Origin of the sequence: Streptomyces sp. NBC_01537, assembly GCF_045040445.1 — a bacterium.
Lineage (GTDB): Bacteria > Actinomycetota > Actinomycetes > Streptomycetales > Streptomycetaceae > Actinacidiphila.
Genome location: NZ_CP109392.1, coordinates 8,308,075 through 8,334,713 on the forward strand (window position 1 = coordinate 8,308,075; position 26,639 = coordinate 8,334,713).

Here is a 26,639-nt window from a genome sequence, read left to right on the forward strand (position 1 = left end):
CGCGCACCCGGGGTTCGGGTTTTCGACGAGGCATGAACAGGGAAGTGGCGCGGTAGTGACGAGTGCGGTGGTTGCCGGCGCTGGGATTTTCGGGCGGCCGGCGTGAGCGCCGTGCCGCGGATGACGCGGTCGCACCGGCTCGGTGTGCTGATGGGCACCGTCTCCGCCGTGCTGGTGGGCGTGTCCTTCGTGGCGAGCAGCGTGATGGCGCACTACCCGTTCCTGGGTGGGCAGTCGGTGCGCTACGCCCTCGGGTTCCTGCTGCTGGCCGTCCTGTGCACCCGGCGCGGATGGGCGCCGGTCCGCCGGCTCACCCCACGGCTGTGGGTGCGGCTCACCCTGGTGTCGGCGGCGGGCCTGGTCGGGTTCAACGTGGCGGTGCTCTCCGCCGAGCGCACCGCCGAGCCCGCCGTACCTGGCGTCGTGGTGGGATGCACGCCAGTGGTGGTGGCGATCCTGGCACCGCTGATGGAGTCGAGACGCCCCTCGGGCCGGGTGGCCTGTGGAGCGCTGGTCGTGGTGGCGGGGGCCGCGGTGGTCCAGGGCTTCGGGCGGACGGACGCGGCGGGTCTGCTCTGGTCGCTGGCGGCGCTGGGCGGGGAAGTGGTCATGGCCCTGTTCGTCGTGCCGGTGCTGAGAGTGCTGGGGCCACTGCTGCTGACCACTTGCGCGTGCGCGATCGCCTCGGTGGAGGCGGCGGCGCTGGGCCTGGCCCTCGACGGTTCGGCGTGGGTGCGGATGCCCGACGGGGCGGAGGCTGCGGCCCTGGCGTGGCAGATCCTGGCCGTGACGGTGCTGGGCATCGTGCTGTGGTTCGGCGCGATCCACCGGATCGGCGCGGTGGGCATGGCACTGCTGTCCGGCCTGATCCCGGTCTCGGCCGCGCTGACGGCACCTGTGGTGGGCACGGGAAGCTTCGGTGCCGGGCAGTTGCTGGGAAGCCTGCTCGTCGCCGCCGGCGTGTCGCTCGGCGCGTCCTCCGCGGCGGCCGACGCGGGCCCGGTCGGCGCCGCAGCGCCCGTACGCCGCCCGACGCCGGAGCCGGTTACTGTAGCGAGCCCCGTAACGAAGAGGCAGGAGCGCATGCCGGAAGCACCGCAGGAGATCCTCTTCCTGTCCCAGCGTCAGGTGGAGGCGCTCTTCGATCCCGACACCGCCATCGAGTCCCAGCGGGCGGCGTTCACCGCCCTGGGCGACCGGACCGCCGAACTGCCGGACAAGATCCTCTATCCCAGCCGCTTCGACGGCTCGATCGTCTTCTGCTACGCCTCCCGCCTGTCGGCGGACACCGGCGCGGTCTGCAAGTTCGGCAGCCTCAACCAGGGCAACAGCGGGCGCGGACTGCCCAACGTCAGCGCCCTGATCACCGCGCTCGATCCGGAAACCGGCCGCCCCGTGGCCGTGATGGACGGGACGACGGTGACGACCCTGCGCACGGCCGCCGCGAGCGCCCTCGCCGTCTCCGTCCTCGCGCGTCCCGACGCCACCCGGCTCGCGGTCATCGGCTCCGGCGTGCAGGCCCGGGCCCACGTACGTGCCATCGCCCGCGTACGCCCGCTGCGGACGGTGCGCATCTGGAGCCCCACACCGGGCAACAGCCTGGCCGCCGCGGCCGAACTCTCCGCCGAACTCGGCATCGAGGTGGCAGCCGCCAGGACCGCCGAGGAGGCGGTGGCGGAAGCCCATGTCGTCGCCGCCTGCACGCTGAGCGAGACGCCCGTAGTCCTCGGTGCCTGGCTGGCGAAGGGCTGCACCGTGGTGAGCGTCGGATCCGTCGAGCCGACGCGCTGCGAGACCGACCCCGAGGTGCTGCGCCGGGCGGGAGCCGTCGTCGTCGACGACCCCGCCACCGCCGCAGGGCACTGCGGGCCGGTCGTGGCGGCACTGCGGTCGGGAGACCTCCTACGCGAGGACCTCGTCGGCCTCGGGGACGTCGTCGTGGGCCGTGCGACCGCCCGGAAGCATCCCGACGACATCGTGTTCTACGGCAGCGTCGGCATCGGCGTACAGGACGCCGCAGCCGCCTGGGCGGTGATCCAGCGGGCGCGCCACGGGGGCCAGGACGCGGCCGGGAGCGAGTGTCTCGTGCTCTGACCCGTCGCCCGCCGACGAGTTTCAGATCGTTCGGCAGAGGCGGGCCGCATCCAGCATCGCGGCATGGACATTCCTGCTTGCCACCGCGTCCCCTATGCGGAACAGCTGGAACGAACCGTCTTCATTGCGCACCACCGACTGGGGCCTGCGAGCCAGCAGTTCCGCCACGTCGACCGCCCCCAGGTTGGTCGAGGAATCAAGCAGCTCGTCGTAGAGCTCCTGGACCGGATCGGTGCCCATCTCAGCCACGACGGCATCGAAAGTGCGGTGCTCACGGAACGCGAAGCCGTCCACACCGAGTTCGGCCTCCAAGCCCTCCGGAGTCCTGGTGACCCGGTGCAGCCGTCGGAGGACGGTGACCGCGACACCGTTCTCCGCAAGCGAGTTGAAGTAACCGGACGCCGTGAGCGAGCCGACGTCGGGTGAGAGCGTTCGCTCCGGCGTGACGATCTCAATGGTGGCGCCTCCTCGGACGAGGGCCTCCACCGCATCGAGCGCCTGGTTGCCGCCGTGGTCGTCGTAGACCATCACATGCCCCTGCGGCCGTCGCGCCCCGGCAAGTACGTCCCAGGTGTCATGGACCAGGCCGGCCCCGGGAATGCGGGGTGTCGCAGGAGTGCCGCCGGTCGCGACGATCACGACGTCCCATGGCTGCGAGAGGAGCGTCGGGCCGTCGACGTAGGTGTTCAGTGAGATCGGAACGCCCAGGCGGGCGAGCTCGTCCGTTCTCCAGTCGATGATTCCGCGAAGATCGCGACGGCGAGGGGCCACCGAGGCCAGCAGCAGCTGCCCGCCCACCTTGTCGCCGGCCTCGAAGAGATGCACGTCGTGACCGCGCTCGGCGAGGACGCGGGACGCTTCCAGACCGGCGGGTCCGGCTCCGACCACCGCCACGCGCCTCGTCCTGCTCGCACGGTCGATGCGCTGGGGGACCTCGAGCTCGCGGCCGGTGGACGGGTTGTGCATGCAGAAGGCCGAGCCGGAGCTGTAGATGCCGTCGATGCACATGTTGGCGCCGACGCACGGACGGATCCGGTCCGTGTGACCGTCACGGACCTTGTTGGGCAACTCGGGGTCGGCCATCAACGCCCTGGTCATGCCGACAAGATCGAGCAGGCCCTCGGCGATCGCGTACCGCGCGGTGGCGACATCGCTGATCCGGGCGGCGTGCATGACCGGGACGGAGAGCCTCTGCTTGATCCGCCCGGCGAACTCCAGGTGAGGAGCGGCCGGCGTGGACATCGGCGGAATGACGCGGGCCATGTCGGCGTCGGTGCCGATCGACCCCTTGATCAGGCTGATGAAGTCGATCCCGGCTTCGGTGATGTCCTCGGCAATGCGCAGTGCCTCGTGCGTCTCGAGGCCTCCCTCGCGCTCCTCGTCGAAGGTCATGCGCGCGCCGATGACGAACTCCGGACCGACCGCTTCGCGGACGGCGCGAATGACCCGGAGCGGGTACCGCATCCGGTTTTCGTAGGAGCCGCCGTACTCGTCGTCACGGTGGTTCCAGAAAGGCGTCCAGAACGAGTCCAGGAAGTGCCCATAGGTCATGAGTTCAATGCCGTCGAGCCCCGCGGACCGGCAGCGCTGCGCGACGTCGACGAAGTCCTGCAGCACCCGGTCGAGGTCCCATGGCTCGGCCGCCTTGGCGAACGCGCGGTGTGCGGGCTCGCGGACATTGCTCGCCGAGATCGCCGGGACCCAGTTGTCGGCGTAATTGCTGGTGCGGTGACCGAGGTGCGTGAGCTGAGTCATCACGGCTGTGCCCTGCTCGTGGACCTCGTCGGCGAGCCGACGCAGCCAAGGCTCCGCCTCGTCCTTCCAGAGCTGCAGATTTCCGAATGCGGGTGCGCTGTCACGGCTGACGAGAGCGCTGCCGCCGATCATGGTCAACCCGACGCCGCCACGGGCCTTCTCGACGTGGTAGGCGCGGTAGCGGTCCTTGGGCAGGCCGTCCTCGCTGTACGCCGGCTCGTGGGACGTGCTGACGATGCGGTTGCGCAGAGTCACGTTCTTGAGGACGAACGGACTCATCAAGGGGTCGTTGACGGTCACCTCACACCTCCGCGGATTCTCTGGAAGGACGGGATCAGCGCCCGTGGTTGTGCATGACGTGGTTGGTGCGCGAGCAGTGCAGCGCGTGGACCGCAGGTCCGGTGCAGGTCGGGGTTGATGTCTTGTCGCTGTCGTGAGTGCTGCCCGGCGAGCGTCATCGGCCCGGGCTCCCGGGAGCGTGGCACCCGGTGGCAACGAAGTATGTGAGGGCCGGGGACCGCCAACAATGCCCCCGCTGTCCCGCGGATGCCGGGGTACATCTGAATCAGAAATTCGGCTACGGTTGCCGTCATGGCCGGCCGTCCCCGCAACGCCGTGATCCTCACCGAGGACGAACGGGCCGCGTTGCTGCTCAGGACCCGCAGCCGCGCCTGCTCACAGGCCCGGGCCCTGCGTGCGCAGATCGTGCTGGCGTGCGCGGACGAGCCCACCAATACCGCCGTGGCCCAACGCCTCGGTATCTCGCGCGACATGGTCGGCAAGTGGCGCGCACGCTTCCTCGCCGAACGGCTGGACGGCCTGGACGAGCAACCCCGTCCCGGGCGGCCTCCCGCTGCCGACGACGACACCGTGGCGCACGTCCTCGGCCGCACACTCGCCCCGCCACCGGCTGGTGCGAGACAAACCTGGTCGACCCGTTCCATGGCGGCCGAGACCGGCCTGAGCCAGAGCACGGTGAGCCGGATCTGGCGGACTCACCGCGTCCGGCCGAGGGCGCGCGCCACGGTCGGGCCGCGCCGGGCGTGGTCCCTGCCGGACCGCGCCGAGGAAGTGGTCGGTCTGTTCGTGGCCCCGCCGGTGTGCGTGCTCGCCGTGACAGCCCGGGCGGGCGGCGGCGGGGCCGTACGCACCTCTGCGCCGACCGCCGCGGGCCGGCTGTTCGGCCAGGACCGGGAGGCATCCCACGTACTGGCCGTGGCCTGCGCCTTCGCAGCGCTGCGGGGCAAGCAGCACACGCAGGACGCGCCCTGGACGGAACTTCCGGCCCTGCGCGCGTTCCTGGAGCAGGTGACGTCGGCAGCAGGTGCCGGGACATTCGTGCACCTGCTGGCGCACGGCGTACCGGCGGAGGCGTGCGGCACCCCCGAGCGGCCGGACACGGCCGGGCTACCGCCCCCGCGCCTGCGCTGGCACCGCGCACCCACCTCGGCGACGTGGACCGACGAGACCCAGCGCCTCCTCGCCGCCGGTGCTCAGCTCCCTCGCGAGGCCGCCCCCGACCTGCCCCGCCTGCGCGAGGCCCTGCTGACCTGGTCCACCACGTGGACGCCCTCCGCAGCTCCCTTCACCCGGATCGCCGCTCCGCGCCCGCCGTACGACATCCCGGCCATCTGCGGCCCTGACAACGACTCGAACGCCCCGGACGGGCGCGCGGCCGGCCACCCGGACGTCCCCACGGCGCCCCGGATCACCTCCCCCGACGCTCCGCCCGGCGCCCCCATCACCACCGACCCCGTCGTAGGCCTGCTGCGCGAAGCTCTCCTCGCCGGTTCTCACCGGCCCGGCGACCGTGTCCGGGAGGCGCCGCTCGCGGTCCGCCTGGGTTTCTCACGCCGGGTCATCCGCGCGGGGCTGCGGGCGCTGGCCGAAGAGGGGATGCTCGACCTGCTCCCGGACGGCGCGACCGCCGTCCCCGCCGTCACGACGAAGGACGTCCTCGATCTCTACGCCCTGCGCGCCGGCCTCGGTACGCTGCTCATCCGCCGCGTCGCCATGCTCGGCCGCGAGCATCTCGCTCCGGCCTCAGCGGCCCTGGCGGAGGTCCACGCCGCCGCCCGGGACGGCGATCACGCCCGCATGCGTGAAGTCGACCTGTGGTTCCAGGACGCCCTCGCCCGTACCGCGGACCTCCCGCAGGCGGCCCGCACCTTCGAACGCCTCACGGCCCGGCTGCGCATGTTCGTCACGGTTCTGGACATGGACTACAGCCAGGCCTGCGACACCATCGCCGACGAGGACACCGCCGTCTACGACGCGTTGCGCAACGCCGACGGAAACGAGGCGGCCCGCCTGTGGCGGGTCAAGATCGAACGCTGCGTCCGCTACATGATCGCCCGACTCCCCGAGGACGACGCCGCCTCGCACCACCTGTGGACCACCCTGGCGGGCAGGCCCCGCCTGCGCCGGGAGGATCCGCGGGGCGCCGCGCACTGACGCGGAGACCTCCCGGGGGCAGCTCAGATGGCGTCGCGAATGGCCCGTTCGAAGCCCTCGACATGGCTCCGGGCGAGCTGTGCCGCTGTGCCGGGGTCACCGGCGACGATTGCCTCCAGCGAGGGGCCGTGCTCTTCGACGTGGCCGGCCATGCCGGGCAGCCGGTCGACGAACAGGCACCAGATGCGGGTGGCTGCTGCCGAGCGATCGCAGGACCCGGCTGCCCGAGGGCACCCAACTCGTCGCGCCCAACGTACCCATCACCCCCGAGGCCGGGCCGGTGCCGATGCTCGGCCACGTCACCTCCAGCTACCACAGTCCGGCCCTCGGCCGCCCCTTCGCCCTCGCCCTCGTCGCCGACGGGCGGGCCAGGATCGGCGAGACCCAGCTCGCCGCGGTGGGCGAGGACCTGGTGCCCGTCGAGGTGGCCGACCCGTCCTCTACGACCCCGAAGGGACCAGGCGAGATGGCTGAGCCGACGATCGACGCAAGCGCAGGCCCGGTGGCCCTGCGAACCAGCCCCTGGCACATCAGGCGGAGCGGATGCGCGCCGCCGTCATCACCGGTGCCCGCGGCGTCACGCTGACCGAGTGGCCGTTCATCACCATGGTGAACCTGCGCGTCGACCCCGCCTGCGATGCGGCCGGCCGCATCGAGAAGCCGACGGGACCGCCGTGGCCGCCGAGTTGCGGGAGGCACTCGGAGGAGACCCCGGATCGGCCGTGGACGTCTCGGCGAACCGCACCACACTGGAGCTGAGCGGCCCGGCCGCCCGGCAGGTGCTGGAGAAGGGCTGCCCGTTGAACCTGCATCCTCGGGCCTTCGGTCCCGGCCAGGCGGTGTCGACCACGGTGGGGCCTGTCGCGGTGCTGCTCTGGCAGGTCGACGACGTGCCGACGTACCGGCTGTTCCCGCGGTCCTCGTTCGCCGATTACCCGGCGGTTATCGAATCGGTTCCGGGAGAGCCGGAGCGGGTTCTTCAGCCGAGTGCCCGCGTTGTGCGCTCAGCGCCCGGTACAGGGCCCCCGCGCCCACAGTGACCGTCAAGAACAGCACGGTGAACCACTGGAAGTACCAGTGGAGGTGCACTCTCTGTGACCTCGGGCGATTCCTCAAAGTGCGCATTGACCTGCGGAAACACGTCTCGATAGTTCTCGCCGTTTCTCAGGGATTCTCCCTCTCGAGTGCACTCGATGTGCACTGCGATGCACGCGCTCCGCCCTGGTTCCCGCTCTCCGGTCTCGGGGCCACAGGGCCGCCTCCCGGTGTGTGCCATCACGGAACGGCGCGCCTTGATCCCAGACGCCTCGGCATCAGGGAGCCAGACCCACCGTGAACGTTATCCCCGCTCCTGCCCGCTGCGTGACCTTCTCGTGGCCGTCCTCGAAGCGATCGACATTCCCCACCCGGTCACCGTCGGTAATCAGAACGTAACCTCTGCGTCCGTCACCGCCGCGGCTCGCGCTGGTGACGCTGCGCGTAGGACATCCGGCTGACCTGGTGCCCATCTGCCATCTGCAGTCTACGTCCGCGGGCGTCTCCGCGAGATGCCCGACGCATCGCTGCCGCTGCCTGAGACCCGGGCCCCTCCCTCGTTCGCGGCCCGAGTACTGTGCCGACGAGGGCCACCGGGCCGGTCTGGTGGTGCGCGTTCGAACTATTCCCGATGACGCACCACGTGGAGTGCGTGGCGATCCTTGAGCCTGCCGCAAAGGGGGTCTGACCTGCGGTTTTAGCCGGAGTGCGTCATGTGCGTTGTGGGCGTTACGGGCGGTATCTTGACGCATGATCGACGCACGTGACGCACGTTTGACGCACGTCATGACGGGTCGTCATGCGTGCTGAGGTGCCCAGCCGGCGCTGAATTGGCTGTTCTGCGAGATGTTCGAGAGCGTGACGGCAGCCGTCCAAGTACTCGGATACGACGGCAGCCTGGCTGGAACCTACTGGGAGTAACCCAGGGCAGCCGGTACCAACCAGCCACTTCGCTTTGAAACGAGGCCGGGCCTGCCGGTCCTGTCCGGCAGGCCCGGCCTCGCCATTGGGGGAAGGGTCACTTCGGCGCGGGTGTTGTTAGGCGAGGGGTTTGCCCTCTCGGTGGCGGCGCAGGCCCTCCGGCCCTTCGACGACGGCGGCGGTGAGTTCTTCGACGCTGGTGTCCTTGCGGCGTACGTCGAGGATCTTGCGTCCGTGGTTCATCACGATGTGCCGGTCGCATATCTGGTAGGCGTGGTGCAGGTTGTGGGTGACCAGCACGGAGCTGACTCCCTCCTGCTTCAGCTGCAGCAGGTAGTTGAGGAGGGCCTCGGTCGCGCGTACGGCCAGTGCGCTGGTCGGCTCGTCCAGGATCAGCAGGCTGCGCTTGAAGTGCACCGCGCGGGCGATCGCCACGGCCTGCTGCTGTCCGCCGGAGAGCGAACCGACCAGTTGGCGAGGGCTCTTGATGCCCTCGATGGTGACGACGCTGTCGAGGATCTGTGCGGCGATCGCGTCCATCTTCTTCAGCCTCATCAGCCCGAGAGGATTGGTGAGTTCGCGGCCCATGAAGATGTTGCGGGTGATGGTCATGGACGGCACCAGGGCGGAGTCCTGGAAGATCGTCTCGACGCCGCGCTTCTCGGTCTCCTGGCGGTTGATCGTGGTCAGCTTCTCGCCGCGCCACAGGTAGTCGCCCTCTTGGACGGTGACGACTCCGGACATCGCCTTGACCAGCGTCGACTTGCCGGCGCCGTTGTCGCCGAGCAGGCCGACGACCTCGCCCTGGTGGATGGTGAAGCTGACGTCGTCCAGGACGGTGTTGGCTCCGTACCGCTTGGTGATGCCGGACAGTTCCAGCAGGACCTCACCCGTGCGTTCCGCGGTGGCAGCGGCAGTGGGGGACATGGTTGCTCCGTTTCCGGCGGTGGGCTCGGCGGCGCTCACTTCGCCATCCCCTCGATCATGCGGTTGAAGAAGGCTGCGGCGACGATGATCAGTCCGACGAAGAGGTCCAGGTAGAAGCCGGGCGCACCGCCGAGAAGCAGGATGTCCTGCACGGTGAGGATGAGGGCCGCGCCGAGGACCATGCCCAGGACGCTGCCGCGGCCGCCGGACAGCGCGACCCCGCCGACGACGGCGGCTGCGATCGCTTTGAGCTCCATGCCGCGACCGGTGCCGGGCTGGACCGAACCGGTGCGGACGGCGGTCAGGATGGCGGCGAGCGCCACGCACACCCCGAGGATGCCGAACGCGATGATCTTGACCCGGTCGGGGTTGATGGAGATCGCGCGGGCAGCCGCGGGGTTGCCGCCGACGGCGAAGATGTGGTTGCCGAGCCGGTGCCGGTGCACCAGCAGCCAGAACAGGACACCGACGCCGAGCAGCCACAGCACCTGGCCGCGGAAGAAGCCGAGGTCGGCGGTGAAGACCTGCTTGACCGTGTCGCTGGGGACCAGCAGGGCGGCCGTGGTTCCGTTGTAGAAGAGAGCCGCGCCTTCCCAGAAGAGCATCATGCCGAGCGTCACGATGAAGGAGGGAATCCTGGCCTTGGTGACGAGGACGCCGTTCAGAAGGGCGATCGCCACACCGGTGACCAGGGCCATGCCGGAGGCGGTCCAGGCGCCCGCCCCGTCGGTGTACCACCTGGTGAACACCAGGGCGCAGAAGGTGAAGTTGGCGCCGAGTGACAGGTCGAACTCACCGGCGATGATCAGGACGCCGGCGCCGATGGCGAGGATCGCCAGCACGGGGATGCTCTGGCTGAGGACGTTGAAGTTCGCTTTGTCCAGGTAGGGGAAGCCCACGGGGTCCACGAGGTAGTAGATGATGCAGCCGAGCTGCACCAGGGCGAAGACCAGGCCGATCTCCAGCGCGCCACGCCCGCGGACCTGGCGCAGGCGCTCGGCCAGCCGGTCGGTCGTGGTGGCGGGGGCGGAGTCCGCGAGAGTCCGCTTCTGGGCGGTCTCGCCCCCTGTTGTGGCGTCCTCCTCTACGGCGGCGCCCCCTGCCACCGGGATGCTTCCCGCGGTCACCTGACCGCTCCGCTCGCTCATGGTCGTACTGCCTTCCTGGTTGAGGTGGCGGGGCGGCCGGCCGATGGTGCCTGGCCGCCCCGAGCCGAATCGTCGGCGGATGTGGTGGCTCCGGAGGTCGGTGCGGTGTGGTCAGCGGACCTTGCCGGCGAGGTCCTTGGCGATGCTGACGTTGGACTTGTCGACCAGGCCGCTGCCACCGGAGTTGATGCTGGCCGGGCTGAGACCGAAGTCCAGCTTCAGGCCGAGTTCCATGACCGTCTGGAAGCCCTGGACGTAGCCCTGCTGGTCGGCCGCCGCGTCGATGGCGCCGGACTCGATACCGGTGACGATCTGCGGTGCCAGGTCGAAGCCGACGACGGGCACCTTCACACCGGAGTCCTCCATGGCCTTGACGACGTTGCGGTGCGGGGTGCCGCCCAGCGGGACGATGGCGGCTGTCTTCTTGTGGCCGAGCAGGTACTGCGTGATCTTGTCCAGGGCGGCGGAGTCCTCGATGCCCGTGGCGAGGATGTCCGTCTTGGCGCCCACCTCGTCCAGGGCGCGCTGGACGCCGGCGTGGCGCTGGACGGCGTAGACCTGGTCCGGGAACTCCACGGGCGTCAGGACGACATCGCCCTTGCCGATGGTCGGGTTGTCGGCCAGGAGGCGCTTGCCGAGCAGATAGCCGACCTCTTCGAAGTCCTGTCCGACGAAGCCGAGCGTGCAGGCGCCGACCTTGCCCGTCTGGGTGATGTTGTAGCTCATCACGGGGATGCCGGCCTTCTGGGCCGCGCAGACGTTCTCGGTGTACTTGTTGGGGTCGTCCAGTACGACGGCCAGAGCCGCCGGCTTGTCGGCGACCGCGCTGCCGATCAGGTCGTTGTACTTGGTCTGATCGCCCGAGCTGGTCTGCATGTTCAGGTCGAGGTTGAGCAGCTGCGCCGCGTCCTTGGCGCCCTGCGCGATGGTGGTCCAGAACGGGTCTCCCGGGTCCTGGGGGAGCAGGAAGGTGACCTTGCGGTCCTTGGCCTTGCTGCCGAGGCCCGACTTCAGCGTCGTTCCCTTGCCCGAAGCCGATGCGGTGGCATCCGTGCCCTGGGAACAGCCCACTGCGAGCAGAGCCAGTGCGGGGACGACGGCGAGTGCGCGCCAGCCGGAGACCCGGCGTGCTCTTCGGGGCGAGTGAGCGGTGTGCGGCATGGTCCAGCCTCTCCTTTGAGGAATATGCGCCGGCGCCGTCGGCCCGCAGGGGGCGCGGGACTGACTGAGGATTTTTCGAGCGGCGCGGAACGGAATGAGGTCCTGGTCTCGGCGAAGACCTGGCGGGGAACCTCTTTGGTGAGAATTAATGCCCTTTTAGTTGAAGGTGTCAATGCGGTTTTCCGAGGCGAATTCTAACGAATAGGTTACGGAGATTCGGTGCATATTCAGGTGCGCCTTTTTTGTGTGTGGAGAAGTGCTTTTCCGCAGGTCAAATAGCCCTACCGCGCGTCGATCAGCGCTTGGCAAGGATTTCTTTACTTGCTGCGGTAAGTGAGGTTTATAGAGTGCTCTGGTTCTATTGGAAATTATTCACGCGGGATCGCCGCGTGTGCCGGCCGGTCTCAGGCGGGGAGTTCCTTGGTGATGCGGTCGAGCATGAACGCGGAGGATTCGCGGGCGCGTTCCTCCCAGGCGAAGACGCAGGCGGTGGCGACGCCGTCGAAGTTCAGCTCGCGCAGGGTGCCGAAGAATGCGTCCCAGTCGACCTCGCCCTGGCCGATGTCCAGGTGCTGGTGGATGCGGGCCGTGGTGCCTGGCGGGTTGAGGATGTAGCGCAGGCCGGAGGATCCCTTGTGGTTGAAGGAGTCGGCGATGTGCACGTGCTTCAGCTTGTCGCCGGCGTAGCGCATCATCGCCGCGATGTCCGCTCCGACCTGCGAGGCGCCCGAGAGGTGGAAGCTGTGGGGGGCGCAGTAGAGGTAGTTCACCCAGGGCTTGTTGATGGCGCGGACCAGGTCGACAGCGGGGGTGTTCTCCTCGCAGAAGTCGTCCGGGTGGGCCTCCAGGTTCAAGGCGATGCCCTCCCGCTCGAAGAGGGGCTGCAGCTCTTCGAGGGAGTGCCAGAAGGCGGCCTCGCTCTCGGCGGCGCGCTCGGGGCGGCCGTTGAACTCCGAGTTCATCAGCGGGCATTCGAGGTCGGAGGTGATCTCGATCATCCGCTTCCAGCAGCGGACTGCGGCCTGCCGCTCGGTCTCGTCAGGAGAGGACCACTTGTAGAGGGGCAGGACGGAGGACAGCTTCACCCCGTGCGTGCGCAGCGAGGTCTTCAGCTGCGCGATGCGCTCGTCGTCCGCCCGCGGGTGCAGGAAGAAGGGCATGAAGTCGTCGCGCGGTGACAACTCGATGTATTCGTAGCCGAGTTCGGCGACCGTGCGCACCATGTCGTCGATCGGCAGGGCGCGGAACATGTAGGGGTCGAGGGCGATCTTCATGCGGCACCTCCGTAGAGCGCGGGGCGGGGCTTGAGGTCTGTGGCGACGACGCGGCCCGATTCCAGGGCCTCGACGGTCGCGCTGGTGATGACGGTGGCGGCGTAGCCGTCCCACGCGGAGGGGCCTGTGGGTTGGTCGCCGGCGGCGAGGCCCGCGATCCACTCGCGGAACTCGGTGTCGAAGGCGTCCGCGAAGCGGCCCACCCAGTCCGTGAGCACCTGCGTGCTGTGCTGTCCCGCGCTGCGCAGGCCGACGGCGGGCGGGTCGGGCAGCCGGACGAGTCCCTCCTCGCCGACCGCCTCGCACTGGATGTCGTAGCCGTACTGGCAGTTGACGAAGACCTCCAGATCGATGCGGACGCCCTTGGCGGTCTCGAAGAGCATGATCTGCGGGTCCTTCAGGTGGGCGAACCGCTTGCTCGTGGCGCGCGGGGTGACCACCTGGGTGGAAATGATCTCGTCGTCGAGCAGCCAGCGCAGTACGTCCACCTCGTGCACCGCTGTGTCCAGGGCGGCCATGGCGGAGGTGTACGAGGCCGGGACGGCCGGGTTGCGGTGGGCGCAGTGCACGATCAGCGGCTCACCGATGCGGCCGGAGTCGATGACCTGCTTCATCTGCCGGTATCCGGCGTCGTAGCGGCGCATGAAGCCCACCTGGACCAGGCGGCGGCCGTGTGCCGTCTCGGCCTCGATGATCTTCAGGCAGTCCTCGGCGGTCGTCGCGAGGGGTTTCTCGCAGAACACCGGCTTGCCGGCGGCTATCGCGTCCAGCACATGCTCGGCGTGGGTGGGGCCCCAGGAGGTCACGAGGACGGCGTCGACGTCGTCCGCCGCGATCAGGGCCGCGCCGTCGGGCAGGACCCGGGCGCCGACCGGCGCCGCCGCCTCCTCGGCGCGGGCGGTGTCGATGTCGGTGACCGCGGTGACACGGGCGCCGGTGACGGTGTCGGTGAGGCGGCCGATGTGCTCCTTGCCGATCCAGCCGGCGCCGATGACGCCTACGCGCACAGTCATGGGTGGTGGTCCTTTCTGCGGGCCCCGGGCCGCTGTCGGCCCGGGGACGAAGGGGATTCAGCAGTGCCGGACCTACTTGTCGACGGCGGGGCGCCGGATACCGGTCAGACCGCAGCCGGCCAGGTGCTCACGCGTGCTGACCGCGATGGGCAGCGGCACATCGGGGGCGCACGGATACAGGTCCTGCTCGACGATCACGAACAACTCGGCGTCCAGCGCGGCGAGTTCAGCCACCACGTCGGCCGGCTTGGGCACTCCCGCCGGAGGCGACACGCACACCCCGCGCTTGACGGCCTCGCCGAAGGAGAGGTTCTCGGCAGCGACCTGGGCGAGGATCTCGGGGTCCATCTGCTTGATGTGGACGTAGCCGACCCGCTCGCCGAAACGGCGGATCAGGTCGAGGTTGTCGCCGCCGCCGTAGGCGACGTGCCCGGTGTCCAGGCAGAGGTTGGTGTAGCGGCCGTCGGACTCGTTCAGCAGCCGCTCGATCTCCGGCTGCGTCTGGATGTGACTGTCGGCGTGCGGGTGGATGACGAGGCGTACGTCGTACTCGTCGAGGAGCAGCCTGCCCAGCCGGTCGGCGGCCCGGCCGAAGCCAGCCCACTGCTGCGCGGTCAACTCCGGCGACTCGGTGAACGCGCCGGTCTTCTCGTCCCGGTACATGGGCGGGATGAGGACCAGGTGGTGGGCGCCCGCCGCGGCGGTCAGCGTGGCCACCTGCCGGACGTGGGCGAGCATCTCGTCCCAAGCCTCCGGGCGGTGCAGCGCGCCAAAGGCCGTGCCGCCGGAGACCTGCAGGCCGCGGGCGTCGAGCTCGGCCTTGAGACGCTGCGGGTCGGTGGGGAGGTAGCCGTACGGCCCGAGCTCCAGCCACTGGTAACCGGCCTCGGCCAGCTCGTCGAGGAAGCGGGTGTACGGGACCTGGTGCTCGTCCTCGGGGAACCAGACGCCCCACGAATCGGGCGCGGAGCCGAGGCACAGGTTGCCCACGACGGTGCGGAGGGCGGATGGCGTCGTTGCCATGGTGTACGTCCTTGGAGGAGAGAATGGGTGGGGATGGGCAGGAAGAGGGCTCTGCCGTCACCGGGTTGGGTCAGCTGGACGTCGGGAGGCCGAACCCAGCGGTGACGTGCTGGGTGGGCCGGGGCCGGCGGGTGGTGACGACCTTGAGGGCTGGTGAGGGGTCCTTCGCAGCCGGGGCTTTACAGGTAGTGACGTTGGGTGAGCTTGTGGGCGGCGTACGTCTCGTAGGCGGCGCGGGTGGAGTCCAGGGCGGAGGTCTGGCTGACGGGGACGTCCCACCAGCCGTGCCCGGGAGGGTTCGGCCCGTACAGGTCGGTCTCGATGTGGACGACGGTGGTGCGGGTCGCGGCCTTGGCTTTCTCCATCGCGGTACGGAACTCCTCAACGGAGGTCGCGTGCAGGACGTCGGCGCCGAGGGAGGCGGCGTTGGCGGCGAGGTCGACGGGCAGGACGCTGCCATCAAGGAGGCCGGAATCACCGTTGCGGAAGCGGTAGTTGGTGCCGAACCGCTGCGAGCCGAGCGACTCGGACAGCGAGCCGATGGAGGCGAAGCCGTGGTTCTGGACGAGGACGATGATGACCTTCAGGCCCTCGGAGACCATGGTCGCGATCTCCTGGGCCATCATCAGATAGGAGCCGTCGCCGACGAGGACGACGACCTCGCGGGACGGGTCGGCCATTTTGGCGCCGACGCCGGCGGCGATCTCGTAGCCCATGCAGGAGTAGGCGTATTCGACGTGGTAGGCCTTCGGATCCCGTGCCCGCCATAGCTGTTGTAGGTCGCCGGGCATGGAGCCGGCGGCGTTGATGACCACGTCGCGGTCGTCGAGCACCTCGCCCAGGGCGCCGAGGATCTGCGTCTGCGCGGGCAGGGGGCCGGTGTTGCGGTCGGGGGCGAGGCACTCCTGCTCGATGTTCCGTGTGCGGGCGATCAGCTCACGGGTGTGCGTTTGGTACTCCCGTCCGGTCGCCCAGTCCGTGAGCGCTGCGGCGAGGGCCTGGATGCCGAGGCGGGCGTCGGCGACCAGGGGTTCGGCCGAGTGTTTGACGGCGTCCAGGCGGGCGACATTGAGGTTGACGAAGGTGACATCGGGGTTGGCGAAGACGGTGTGGCTGGCGGTGGTGAAGTCGCTGTAGCGGGTGCCGATGCCGAGGACGAGGTCGGCTTCCCTGGCCAGTTCGTTCGCCGCGTACGAGCCGGTCGAGCCGATGCCGCCGACCGCGTACGGGTGGTCCCAGGGCACGGCGCCTTTGCCGGCGTGGGTGTCGGCGACCGGGACGCCGGTGGCCTGCGCGAAGGCCCGCAGCTGCGTCTCGGCGCCCGAGTAGACGGCCCCGCCACCGGCCACGATCAGCGGCTTCCTGGCGCTGCGCAGGAGCCGGGCGGCCCGCTCGACCGCATCCGGCTCGGGCAGCGCGCGGCCGATGTGCCAGACCCGGCGGCGGAAGAACGCGGCAGGCCAGTCGAAGGCCTCGGCCTGTACGTCCTGTGGCAGGGAGAGGGTGACGGCGCCGGTCTCGACCGGGTCGGTCAGTACCCGCATGGCGGCCAGCGCGGCGGGGATGAGCTGCTCGGGGCGGGAGATGCGGTCGAAGTATTTCGACACGGCGCGGAAGGCGTCGTTGACGGTGACGTCTCCGCCGCGGGTGTCCTCCAGTTGCTGGAGGACCGGGTCGGCGGCGCGGGTGGCGAACATGTCGCTGGGCAGCAGCAGGACCGGGATCCGGTTGGTTGTGGCCAGTGCCGCGCCGGTGATCATGTTGGTGGAGCCGGGGCCGGTCGACGCCGAGCAGGCGAAGGTCGCCAGCCGGTCGCGCATCTTGGCGTACGCCACCGACGCGTGCACCATGCCCTGTTCGTTGCGGGCGAGGTAGTAGGGCAGATCGGCCTCGCCGGTGACGGCGGCTTGTAGCAGGGCCTGGCCGATCCCGGCCACGTTGCCGTGCCCGAAGATCCCCCAGACGCCCGGGATCAGCCGCTGCTCGTGGCCGTCGCGCTCGCTGTACTGGTTCGCCAGGAAGCGCACCAGGGCCTGGGCCGTGGTGAGTCGGATGGTCGTCATCGTCCGGCCTCCTCGCCGCCGAAGGGGAGACGGGGGTCGACGCTCTGGGAGTCCCAGGTGCCGCGCACCCACCCGTGGGCGGGGTCGTCGCAGATCAGCCAGGCGCGGTCCTGCCCGGGGCCCGCCATGACGTTGAGGTAGTAGAGGTCGTAGCCGGGTGCGGCGATCGACGGGCCGTGCCAGCCGTGCGGGATGAGCACGGTGTCGCCGGAGCGGACCTCGGCGAGTACGTCGATCGGCCGGTCCTGGGTGCCGTAGACCCGCTGGTAGGCGAAGCCGTTCTCGCCCGCGATCTGGAAGTAGTAGATCTCCTCCAGCTCGGACTCCGTCCCGGGCCGCGCCTGGTCGTGCTTGTGGGGCGGGTACGAGGACCAGTTGCCGCCGGGCGTCAGCACCTCGCAGACCAGGAGCTGCTCGGCCTCGAAGGTGCCGGGCAGGCAGTAGTTGTTGACCTGGCGGGAGCAGTTCCCGGCGCCGCGCAGCTCCACGGGCACGTCCTCCTTCGGCCCGTACCGGGCGGGGAGGCTGCCCCGCTCGGTACGGGCGGAGGGCAGCGCGAACCGTCCTCCGGCCGCGCTGCCGATGAGGGCCTCCGATTCGCGGGGGAGGTACGCGAAGTCGGTGACCGAGGCGAACACGCACCTACGGCCGTCCAGTTCGAAGGTCTGCCCGTCGACCGCGACCGTGCAGCGACCGCTCAGCGGCAGTACCAGGAACTCGAACTCCCCGGTGAACAGTGTGTGCGCCTGGCCCGGCCCCAGGGTCAGGATCCTGAGCCCTGAGTGACCCCAGCCCGCCGACTCGGGTGTGACCAGGAGGTCGTACGGACCGTCGGCCGACGTCCCCCTCGGCAGGTGGTACGTGCTCACGTCGGTCACAGCAGGCTCACCGCCCGGTCCACGGCGCCGGCCACGTCGCCGTCCGAGGGGTAGAGCAGGGAGCGGCCCACGACCAGGCCCTGAGCGGTGGGCTGTTTGAGGGCCTTGCCCCAGGAGGCGAAGGCCGCGTCGGCGTCCTTGACCTCGCCGCCGAGCAGCAGCGCGGGGAGTGTGGAGGAGGCCAGTACGCGTTCCATGTCGTCGACGACCGGCAGCTTCAGCCAGGTGTAGGCGGTGCGCCGCCCGAGTCCCGAGGCGATGGTGATCGACTTGACCACGGCATCGGGGGAGAGGTCGTTGCGGATCCTCCCGTCCTGCCACCGCGATATGAACGGCTCGACCATCGCGATGAGCCGGCGGTCGTTGAGTTCATCGACGGCGCGGGCGGTGTTCTGAAGGACGGACGGGGTCGCCGGGTCGTCCAGGGCGATGCGGGTGAGCATCTTGCCGCCGTCGAAGCCCATCGCGGCGATGGTCTGGGCGTCGTAGCCGGTGAAGCGGTCGTCGATCTCGAAGACCGAGCCCGCCAGCCCGGCCCGGTTCATGGAACCGAAGACGCTCTTGCCGTCCAGGACGCCGAGCAGCAGCAGGTCCTCCAGGATGTCGGCCGTGCCCAGCACGCCGGTCACGCCCGGCCGCTCCACGGCGACGCACAGCCGGTCGAGCAGTCTGGAGCGGTCGGCCATGGCGCTGGGGTCGCCGCCGACGGCGTTGGCGCCGCGCGCGGGATGGTCGGCGGCGATGATCATGGCCTTGCCGTGCTCGCCGAACGGCGAGGTGGCTCTGATACGCCGGGCGGCTGCCGTGGCGACAGCCCCGGGGTCGTTGACCCGGGCACCCACGATCCGGCTCACATTGTCGGACAGCACGTCTCACACCTCACGTTCGAAGTCGTCTGGAGTCGCCCGGTCCTGAGGCACCGTCGCGCGCAGCTTCGCCGCCACCTCGGTCTCGGTGGGCATGGCGTCGGAGCAGGCCAGGCGGCCCGCGACGATGGCGCCGGCGACGTTGGCGAAGGACACCGCGCGCGCCGTGTCCCAGCCGGTCAGCAGCCCGTGGCACAGGGCGCCGCCGAAGGCGTCACCGGCGCCCAGGCCGTTGACGACGTCCACCGGTACCGGCGGGACCTCGACGGCCGTCCCGTCCCGGCCCATGGCCAGGACGCCCCTGGGCCCCTGCTTAACCACCGCCAGCTCCACTCCGGCGGCGAGCAGCGCCTTGGCGGCGGCGTACGGCTCGCGCTCGCCGGTGGCAACCTCGCACTCGTCGAGGTTGCCCACCGCGACGGTGGTGTGACGCAGCGCCTCGGCGTAGTACGCCCGTGCCGAGCCCTGCTCCTGCCAGAACATCGACCGCCAGTCGAGGTCGAAGACCGTCGTACCGGCCTTCGCCCGGTGGCCGAGGGCGGCGAGGGTGGCCGAACGGCTCGGCTCCTCGCTCAGCCCGGTGCCCGTGATCCACAGGATCCGGGCGTCGCGCACCGCGCCCAGGTCCAGTTCCTCAGGGCGTATGTCCAGGTCGGGGGCCTTGGGCAGGCGGTAGAAGTACAGCGGGAAGTCGTCCGGCGGGAAGATCTCGCAGAACGTGACCGGGGTCGGCGCGATGTCCGACGTACCGACGAAACGGCAGTCCACGCCGTAGCCGTCCAGCGCCGCCCGCACGAAGTCCCCGAACGGGTCCCGGCCCGTCTTGGTGATCACGGCCGCGGAGCGCCCGTACCGGGCCGCGGCCACGGCCACGTTGGTCGGGCTGCCGCCCAGGTACTTGCCGAACGAGGTGACCTCCGCCAGCCCCACGCCCGTCTGGAGAGGATACACATCCACTCCGACCCGGCCCATGGTCAGCACTTCGAACGGCATCACGCTGGTGTCCCTTCGCTCCGGAGACTCCGGGAGTTGTCTTGGGAGGGCTTGACTGGCGCGCTCTACTAGCGCGCTCTAGTCGAGTACGATGACCCCTGTCCAAATGTCATGTCAATAGCTTGTTGCCGGGAGATTTCGGGACTGCCCGTAAGGTGGGCGCGTCGAAGGGTGGTTCAACAGGTGAATGCATCGGGCAGGCGGCGGCCCACGATGGCCGACGTCGCCGCCGAGGCGGGCGTGTCCAGGGCGCTCGTCTCGATCATCTTCCGCGACCAGCCGGGGGCGAGCCAGGAGACCCGCGAGCGGGTCCTGCGTGTCGCCGACGAGATCGGCTACCGCCCGGACAACGCGGCCCGGCTGCTCGCCCGCGGCCGCAGCCGCACTCTCGGCCTCATGTTCACCGTCCACCAGAGCTTCCACGCCGACCTGGTCGAGGGCGTCTACTCCGAGGCAGAACGACTCGGTTACGAGATCCTGCTATCCGCCACCGCCGAAAGGCGCGGGGAGGCCAAGGCGGTCGAGGCGCTGCTCAGCCACCGCTGCGAAGCGGTCCTCCTGCTCGGCCCGGACGCGTCGGCCGCAGACCTCGACGCCCTCGGACACCGCACGGTCGCCGTCTCGATCGGCCGCCGGGTGCCCCACGCCCGCGTCGACAGCGTGCACACCGCGGAGAGCAAGGGCATACGGCAGGCCATGGACCACCTCGTCGAACTGGGGCACCGACGGATCGTGCACATCGACGGCGGCAATGGCCCCGGCTCGGCCGAGCGGAGGCGTGCCTACCGGGCCGCGATGCGCCGCAACGGACTGGAGTCCGAACTGCGGGTGATTCCCGGTGATCACACCGAGCGGTCGGGCATCGAGACCGGCCGCCTGCTCCTGGCGGAGCGGGACAGCGGGCTGCCCCTGCCGACGGCGGTCCTGGCGGGCAACGACCGTTGCGCGATGGGCCTGTTGATGTCCCTGACCCGGGCCGGTGTCGAGGTTCCGCGTGACCTGTCGGTCGTCGGCTACGACGACAGCCACCTCTCCCACCTGATGCCGATCGGCCTGACGACCGTGCGTCAGGACGCGATGCTGATGGCCGAGTACGCGGTGCGGTTCGCCGTGGAGCGGCTGGAGAACCCGGCGTTGGAGCCGCGGGAAGCGGTGCTGGACCCCAAGCTGGTCGTCCGGGGGACCAGCGGGCCGGCTCCGGAGCCGCCGGCCTGACAGAGGCAGCCCTGCGGTTCCGGGGCGGCGGGCGGGGTGGACCGGTTGGCGCGTTTCCAGCCGGGCGCGGCGACCAGCATTGGCTACGACGACCCCAGGTCCGCGACGAGGTATTCAGCTGAGGCGTTCGAGCACCATGGCCATGCCCTGCCCGCCTCCGACGCACATGGTTTCCACGCCCCATTGCGCGTCGCGCGTACGCAGCCCGTTGATCAAGGTGGTCATGATGCGGGCGCCGGTCGCACCGAACGGATGCCCCAGCGCGATGGCCCCACCGTGCACGTTGAGCCTTTCCAGCGGGATGCGGAGTTCGCGCTGGGAGGCGATGACCTGAACGGCGAACGCCTCGTTCATCTCGAACAGGTCGATGTCCCCGACCGACAGGCCGGCGTGCGCGAGGGCCCGCCGTGTGGCTTCGACCGGTCCCAGGCCCATGATCTCCGGGGACAGGCCGGACACGCCGGTGGCCACGATCCTGGCCAGGGGAGTGATGCCGAGCTCTCGCGCCCTGACGTCGCTCATGATGACCACGGCGGCGGCTCCGTCGTTCAGCGGGCAGGAGTTTCCGGCGGTGACCGAGCCGCCGGGCCGGAAGGCCGGCTGGAGACCTTCGAGGGCCTCGTACGTCGTGCCGGGGCGCGGGCTGTCGTCGGTCGCGATCATCGTGCCGTCGGGCCCTCGGACAGGGGTGATCTCCCGGGCGTGGAACCCGGACTCGGCGGCCTTGGCGTACAGCTGCTGGCTGCGCAGGGCGTAGTGATCCTGCTCCTGACGGCTGATCTTGAAAAGGCCCGCGACGTTCTCCGCGGTCTGCCCCATGCCTACGTAGACGTCGGGCAGCAGGCCCTCGGAGCGGGGATCGGTCCACAGGCGGTTGGTTCGCGCGTCCTCCGAGGTGCGGTCCCTGGCCTGCTCGAATGCCGGGTTCAAGACGTCTTCGGCATCCGCTCCGGTGGGTCCGAAGTGCCGGTAGCGGGAGACACACTCGACACCCGCGCTGACGAAGACGTGACCTTCTCCTGCCTTGATGGCGTGAAAGGCCATCCGGGCGGTCTGCAACGAGGACGAGCAGAAACGGTTGACCGTGGTGCCGGGCACCTCGTCCAGCCCCAGCTGTACAGCCACCCGGCGGGCGATGTTGGCACCGTGCTCGCCGCTCGGCTCGGCGCAGCCGAGATGAAGGTCATCGATCCGTGTCGGGTCCAGTCCGGGCAGCTGGTCGAGGGCTGCGCGGACCGCCGTCACCGCGAGGTCGTCGGGGCGGACATCCTTGAGGGAACCCTTGAAAGCGCGCCCGATGGGCGTGCGGGCGGCAGCGACTACGACGGCTTCAGGCATGTCATGCACCTCTCAGGATGGCGAATGGGTGCGTGGGGTGGCCGGCTCCAAGGCGGCTCTCCACTGAGGGAGATACTAAACGGACCGTTTCGTATGAAGCGCAGGCTTCCTTCATTTCGCCAGGTCAACCTGGGTGGTGCGCGCTGCCCTGCGAGCGCGCCCTTGCGTGTCGCAGGCATGAAAAGATTACCGGCTGCGATCCTAGACGTTCCGTTTCGATTGACCTAGTGTGAGGGCACCTCGTGCAGAGAGGAGCGCTCCAATGACGGCGTGCTTTCGACAGGCGGTGTTCGTTCCGCCACCCGTGTGTGTCGTTGCCCACGAGCTGGGTTTCTTCGCCCACGCCGGCCTTGAGGTCGAGACCGTGCTGATCGAGTCGTCGACGGATCAGCGTGACCGACTCCTGACCGACGACGTCGATGCGGGCGTCACGGCCATCGACAACCTGGTCGTGTGGAACTCCGGCGGAGGCGACCTCCGGGTGGTCGCCCAGATCGAGTCGACGACACCGCTCCGGCTGGTCGCGCAGCCCTCGGTGAGGGGGCTGGAAGGCCTGCGGGGCGCAACGCTCGGCGTCGATGCGCCGGACAACGGCTTCGCGGTCGTGCTCCGTCACCTCCTCGGTCAGCATGGCCTCCCGCCCGGCGCGTACCAGTTCGAGCCGGTGGGCGGAGTGCGCGAGCGCTTCGAGGCACTGCGCTCACGGTCGATCGATGCGGCGTGGCTGGGGCCGCCGCTGGACGAGATGGCGCAACAGGAAGGGTTCGTCTCGCTGCTCGCGGTCGAGGACGAGGTGCCGGACTTCCCTGGGCAGGGTGTCGTGGCCGGTCCTACAACGCGGCAGGCGGGGCGGGAAAAGCTCTCGCTCTACCTCACGGCCCTCGAGGCGGCGCGGAAGTGGCTGCACGCCACTGGGGACGAACAGATCCTGGACGTGCTGACGAGAGGCGGGTACGGACCGGCCTCGGCCCGGGCGGCGCTGCGCACCCGCCCCGCTTCGCTGGCTCCTGCTCGCGCCGGTCTGGAGTGCGTCCTGACGATGCGCGACAAACTCGGCATGATGCCCGACCAGGCGCCTGGTGTCGATGACCTGTACGACGGCCGCCCGCTCGGTCTGGAGCTGCGTCCATGACGCCCGACCTGTTCACGTCCGACGGCCGTCACGATGACGCGGAGCGCGTCACGGACGGTCAGGTGGCGAAGAGCGTGCGCCATCTGCTCAGCGAGGACCGTACCTGCGAACTCCTCGGAATACAGGTCGAGTCGGCCGCCGACGGTCGGGCGCGTGCACGGATGCGGGTCCGGCCGGACATGGTCAACGGGCACGCGATCGTGCACGGAGGGCTCGTGTTCGCGTTGGCCGACACCACCTTCGCCTGCGCCGTCAACAGCTTCGGCCCGCCGGTCGTCACGGCGAGCGCGGACATCGCCTTCCGGCGCCCCGGCCGCCTCGGTGACGACCTGATCGCCGAAGCGGTGACCCGCTCGTGGGAGGGCCGCTCAGTGATCTGTGAGGTCACGGTGCGGCGCGGTGACGACGTCATCGTCGAGTTCAGCGGGCGGGGGGCGCAGATCGTCCTGGCGGACGGTGCGCCGTCGGCGGGGAGCAATCCGGTCCCGGGCAGCCTGTCCGGACGAGCCGGCCATGAGGAGCACCGCGCCCGTCCGGCGGGCGCGGACACCGACGCGGTGGACGGACCCGCCGTGCCAGGGCACGCGACGGGCCGCTAAGGGCTCCGCTGGAGGAACGGTGGCAAAACCGCGGGCCGGTGGGGGCTGGTCGCGCAGTTACCCGCGCCCCTTACGGGGCGCGGTACCGCACCGGACTTCACCAAGACCGCTTAGAGCCGCGGACGCCGAGCGCCCAGGTCGTCCGGGGGACGCGAGCGGGTGCAGAGATCAAGCGGTACATCCAAGTACCCGAGCCGCTAATGGAGTTCAGGTGTCACAGGACTACGAAGTCATCGTTGTCGGTGGTGGACCCGTCGGGGTGATGGCCCTTGCTTTGCTGGGCCATGCCGGTGTACGGGCCGTGGGGATCGAACGCGAGCCCGAGCTGTGGGAACAGGCGCGGGCCGTGCACTTCGACGGTGAGATCATGCGTTCCTTCCAGGCCATGGGCCTGGGAGAGGAACTCTCCGCCCGGATCAAACCGATGTGCGACTACCGCATGGAGAACGAGGCCGGCGAGACTCTGGTGGCCCATGCCACGGGGCAGCTGGGGCCCCAGGCATGGTACTCGGAGGTCCTGTTCCACCAGCCTCAGGTCGACGGGCTGCTGCGCGCCGAAGTGGCGCGGCTCGCCGATGTGGAACTCCGGCTCGGCACCACGCTGCTGGACATCCAGCAAGGTGACGACTCAGTCTGCTGTACCGTCCGAACACCGGACGGGACGACACAGACGCTCACCGCCCGATGGGTCATCGCCTGTGACGGCGCCACCTCGACCGTCAGGCGCACGCTCGGGATATCCGGCGAGAACCTCGGCACCGACGATCCGTGGCTCGTCGTCGACGGACACCTGCGAGGGACGGCGGGCATCGAGGGGGACATGGTCTTCCTCGGCCGGCACACCCGTCCCGCGCTCTGGATCAGGCTCCCCGGTGACCGGGTGCGCATGGAGTTCAAGGTCCTCTCCGAAGACGACCGGGAGGAGATCGCCACACCGGCGGGCATCGCCCGGTTGAGCCGAGGTGTTCTCACGCCGCAGAACTTCGATCCCGACCGCATCGCCGTTTACACCTTCCGCGCGCGGTTGGCCACGTCGTGGCGGGTCGGCAATGTGTTCCTCGCGGGTGATGCCGCTCACCTGGCACCTCCGCTGTTCGGCCAGGGACTGTGCGCCGGCCTGCGGGACGTGGCCAACCTGGTGTGGAAGATCCGGCTCGTCTCACGTGGCAGAGCCCCCGAGTCCCTGCTCCACACCTACGAGTCCGAACGCAAGGACCACGCCAGGTACTGGGTCCATCAGGCGGCGACGATGGCCGGACTCGTCCAGACCACCGACCCTGTGATGGCCGCCCGGCGGGATGCGCACATCCGCGCCAACCCGGCCGACGCCTACCCGTCTGCACCCGCCCTGGGCCCGGGTGTGCACACGGGCCCGGCCGACCCGCACGCCGGACGTCTTTCGATGCAGCCGATGCTGCCCGACGGGACACGGCTCGACGACCTCGTGGGACGCAGGTTCCTGCTCGCGGCCACGCCCGAACTGACGGCCGGGCTGCCCGATCCCGTACGCAAGGCGCTGGAGGAGGAGCCCGAGGTCGCGGTACTGACCTCCCCCCAGCACGTCGGCCAACTGCTCACCTCGGTCGATGCCCCCGCCGTCCTGGTCCGTCCCGACCGCTATGTGCTCGGGACGGCACACACCCCCGAAGAGCTCGAAGCGCTGCTCCGACTCCTGCCTCTCGCAGTCGCCCCGGAACCCCGGCGCGAGATGAGTCCGCCGCAGCAAGAGAACACCCTGCAGGCCTGACCCGCGCGCGTGCAAACACTGCTTCACCCACAGGAGTTCACCATGCACGACCAACCCATCACCCACCTTCGGCACGTCGACATCGCCGTTCAGGACTACGACAAGCAGGTCGCCTTCTACGAGCAGCAGTGGGGGCTGACCAAGGCCGGTTCCGACGGCGATGTCACGTACTTCGCCGCCGAGGGCTCGCCCGAGCAGTACGTCGTCCGGGTCCGCCGCTCCCAGGACAAGCGCCTCGACCTGGTCTCCTTCGGCGCCCCGGACCGCGCCACGGTGGACGGCCTCGCCACCCGCCTCGCCACCGACGGCGTGAAGCTGGTCAGCGAGCCGGACACGCTGCAGACGCTGGGTGGCGGCTATGGCTTCCGGTTCTTCGACGTGGAGGGGCGCACCGTCGAGATCTCCACGGAGGTCGCCGCTCGCACCCATCGCAAGGTCGAGGAGCGCGAGGACATCCCGGTGCGGCTGTCTCACGTCGTCCTCAATTCCCCCGAGCCCGAGCGCATGATGGCCTTCTACGAGAAGTACCTGGACTTCCGGCTCACGGACACCAACGTGCACCCGCAGCTCGGCGGGATCATGTGGTTCATGCGGTGCAACCCGCAGCACCACAGCATGGCGATCGCCCGGTGTCCGCATGTCTCGCTGCACCACGCGTCGTTCGAGATGCGCGGGCTGGAGGAGTACATGCGCGGCAGTGGCCGCCTGATGCGCGACGGAGTCCACAAGGTCTGGGGGCCCGGCCGGCATCGCGCCGGGGACAACACCTTCACGTACTTCCACGACCCCAACGGCAACACCATGGAATACACCACAGAGCTGGAGATCCTTGACGAGGACACCTGGCACCCCCACCTGTACAGCACAGAGGACCCGGAGACCTCGGACGTGTGGGGGACTTCCAACCCGATGAACGAGTTCGTGTCCAAGGAGATGTTCAACGACCCGGACCGGGGATTGTTCGTCCCACCGCCGGTGTGATCCCCCTAGGGCCTGAGGCGCA

Annotated in this window: 20 protein-coding genes and 2 pseudogenes; 9 read left to right on the forward strand and 13 right to left on the reverse strand. The window is 69.7% G+C overall.

Annotated elements, in window-relative coordinates:
* Positions 1-120: 120 nt before the first annotated feature.
* Positions 121-2,094 (forward strand): EamA family transporter, encoded by a 1,974-nt coding sequence (locus OG607_RS38185; protein ID WP_405733723.1) that lies wholly within the window; start codon positions 121-123, stop codon positions 2,092-2,094.
* Positions 2,095-2,115: 21 nt separating this feature from the next.
* Here the strand turns inward: OG607_RS38185 and OG607_RS38190 are convergent, their stop codons facing one another.
* Entirely contained in the window at positions 2,116-4,149 is a 2,034-nt protein-coding gene (locus tag OG607_RS38190) for an FAD-dependent oxidoreductase (protein WP_405733725.1), read from the reverse strand.
* Positions 4,150-4,440: 291 nt separating this feature from the next.
* Here OG607_RS38190 and OG607_RS38195 point away from each other — a divergent pair, with 291 nt between their 5' ends.
* On the forward strand, positions 4,441-6,303 hold the full coding sequence (locus OG607_RS38195; protein ID WP_405733728.1) for a helix-turn-helix domain-containing protein: 1,863 nt from the start codon (positions 4,441-4,443) through the stop codon (positions 6,301-6,303).
* A gap of 23 nt (positions 6,304-6,326) precedes the next feature.
* Here OG607_RS38195 and OG607_RS38200 read toward each other — a convergent pair.
* Positions 6,327-6,497 (reverse strand): annotated as a pseudogene (locus OG607_RS38200) (GntR family transcriptional regulator); the annotation flags it as partial.
* Here OG607_RS38200 and OG607_RS38205 point away from each other — a divergent pair.
* Both OG607_RS38205 and OG607_RS38210 read left to right on the forward strand, forming a co-directional pair.
* Positions 6,497-6,777 (forward strand): annotated as a pseudogene (locus OG607_RS38205) (glycine cleavage T C-terminal barrel domain-containing protein); the annotation flags it as partial. The pseudogenes OG607_RS38200 and OG607_RS38205 overlap by 1 nt on opposite strands.
* Before the next feature lie 248 nt (positions 6,778-7,025).
* Positions 7,026-7,343 carry a sarcosine oxidase subunit gamma gene (locus OG607_RS38210; RefSeq protein WP_405733731.1) on the forward strand — a complete coding sequence of 106 codons (318 nt, stop codon included), beginning with the start codon at positions 7,026-7,028 and terminating at the stop codon, positions 7,341-7,343.
* Between the two features lie 1,033 nt (positions 7,344-8,376).
* Here the strand turns inward: OG607_RS38210 and OG607_RS38215 are convergent.
* The 10 genes from OG607_RS38215 to iolC form a co-directional block, all read right to left on the reverse strand.
* On the reverse strand, positions 8,377-9,186 hold the full coding sequence (locus OG607_RS38215; protein ID WP_405733734.1) for an ATP-binding cassette domain-containing protein: 810 nt from the start codon (positions 9,184-9,186) through the stop codon (positions 8,377-8,379).
* Positions 9,187-9,221: 35 nt separating this feature from the next.
* A complete protein-coding gene (locus tag OG607_RS38220) occupies positions 9,222-10,334 on the reverse strand; it encodes an ABC transporter permease (RefSeq protein ID WP_405733737.1) in 1,113 nt (370 codons plus the stop codon).
* 111 nt (positions 10,335-10,445) lie between these two features.
* A complete protein-coding gene (locus OG607_RS38225) occupies positions 10,446-11,495 on the reverse strand; it encodes a substrate-binding domain-containing protein (protein WP_405733740.1) in 1,050 nt (349 codons plus the stop codon).
* 404 nt (positions 11,496-11,899) lie between these two features.
* Positions 11,900-12,769, reverse strand: coding sequence for a sugar phosphate isomerase/epimerase family protein (locus OG607_RS38230; protein WP_405733743.1), 870 nt, complete (start codon positions 12,767-12,769; stop codon positions 11,900-11,902).
* The gene (locus OG607_RS38235; protein ID WP_405733746.1) at positions 12,766-13,782 is read right to left on the reverse strand and encodes a Gfo/Idh/MocA family protein; all 1,017 of its coding nucleotides are present in this window, start codon (positions 13,780-13,782) and stop codon (positions 12,766-12,768) included. The genes OG607_RS38230 and OG607_RS38235 overlap by 4 nt, the downstream gene beginning before the upstream one ends.
* 72 nt (positions 13,783-13,854) lie before the next feature.
* Positions 13,855-14,805 (reverse strand): TIM barrel protein, encoded by a 951-nt coding sequence (locus tag OG607_RS38240; protein WP_405733749.1) that lies wholly within the window; start codon positions 14,803-14,805, stop codon positions 13,855-13,857.
* 179 nt (positions 14,806-14,984) lie between these two features.
* Positions 14,985-16,868 carry a 3D-(3,5/4)-trihydroxycyclohexane-1,2-dione acylhydrolase (decyclizing) gene (gene iolD / locus OG607_RS38245; protein ID WP_405733752.1) on the reverse strand — a complete coding sequence of 628 codons (1,884 nt, stop codon included), beginning with the start codon at positions 16,866-16,868 and terminating at the stop codon, positions 14,985-14,987.
* Complete coding sequence (iolB, locus tag OG607_RS38250) at positions 16,865-17,746, reverse strand: 5-deoxy-glucuronate isomerase (RefSeq protein WP_405733755.1); 882 nt, start codon at positions 17,744-17,746, stop codon at positions 16,865-16,867. The genes iolD and iolB overlap by 4 nt, the downstream gene beginning before the upstream one ends.
* Positions 17,743-18,615 carry an aldolase gene (locus OG607_RS38255; protein ID WP_405733758.1) on the reverse strand — a complete coding sequence of 291 codons (873 nt, stop codon included), beginning with the start codon at positions 18,613-18,615 and terminating at the stop codon, positions 17,743-17,745. The genes iolB and OG607_RS38255 overlap by 4 nt, the downstream gene beginning before the upstream one ends.
* Positions 18,616-18,618: 3 nt before the next feature.
* Positions 18,619-19,605, reverse strand: a complete 987-nt coding sequence (gene iolC / locus OG607_RS38260; protein ID WP_405737323.1) for a 5-dehydro-2-deoxygluconokinase — start codon at positions 19,603-19,605, stop codon at positions 18,619-18,621.
* A gap of 213 nt (positions 19,606-19,818) precedes the next feature.
* Here iolC and OG607_RS38265 point away from each other — a divergent pair, with 213 nt between their 5' ends.
* Complete coding sequence (locus OG607_RS38265; RefSeq protein WP_405733761.1) at positions 19,819-20,820, forward strand: LacI family DNA-binding transcriptional regulator; 1,002 nt, start codon at positions 19,819-19,821, stop codon at positions 20,818-20,820.
* Between the two features lie 114 nt (positions 20,821-20,934).
* On the opposite strand, the gene OG607_RS38270 is transcribed toward OG607_RS38265, so the two are convergent.
* Entirely contained in the window at positions 20,935-22,158 is a 1,224-nt protein-coding gene (locus OG607_RS38270) for an acetyl-CoA C-acetyltransferase (RefSeq protein WP_405733763.1), read from the reverse strand.
* Positions 22,159-22,420: 262 nt separating this feature from the next.
* Between OG607_RS38270 and OG607_RS38275 the strand changes: the two genes are divergently transcribed.
* The 4 genes from OG607_RS38275 to OG607_RS38290 all read left to right on the forward strand — a co-directional run bounded on the left by OG607_RS38275 (position 22,421) and on the right by OG607_RS38290 (position 26,617).
* Complete coding sequence (locus OG607_RS38275; protein WP_405733766.1) at positions 22,421-23,290, forward strand: ABC transporter substrate-binding protein; 870 nt, start codon at positions 22,421-22,423, stop codon at positions 23,288-23,290.
* Positions 23,287-23,889 (forward strand): PaaI family thioesterase, encoded by a 603-nt coding sequence (locus OG607_RS38280; RefSeq protein WP_405733769.1) that lies wholly within the window; start codon positions 23,287-23,289, stop codon positions 23,887-23,889. The genes OG607_RS38275 and OG607_RS38280 overlap by 4 nt, the downstream gene beginning before the upstream one ends.
* A 211-nt stretch (positions 23,890-24,100) precedes the next feature.
* Positions 24,101-25,636 (forward strand): bifunctional 3-(3-hydroxy-phenyl)propionate/3-hydroxycinnamic acid hydroxylase, encoded by a 1,536-nt coding sequence (locus OG607_RS38285; protein WP_405733771.1) that lies wholly within the window; start codon positions 24,101-24,103, stop codon positions 25,634-25,636.
* Positions 25,637-25,678: 42 nt separating this feature from the next.
* A complete protein-coding gene (locus OG607_RS38290; RefSeq protein ID WP_405733774.1) occupies positions 25,679-26,617 on the forward strand; it encodes a VOC family protein in 939 nt (312 codons plus the stop codon).
* Positions 26,618-26,639 lie beyond the last annotated feature (22 nt).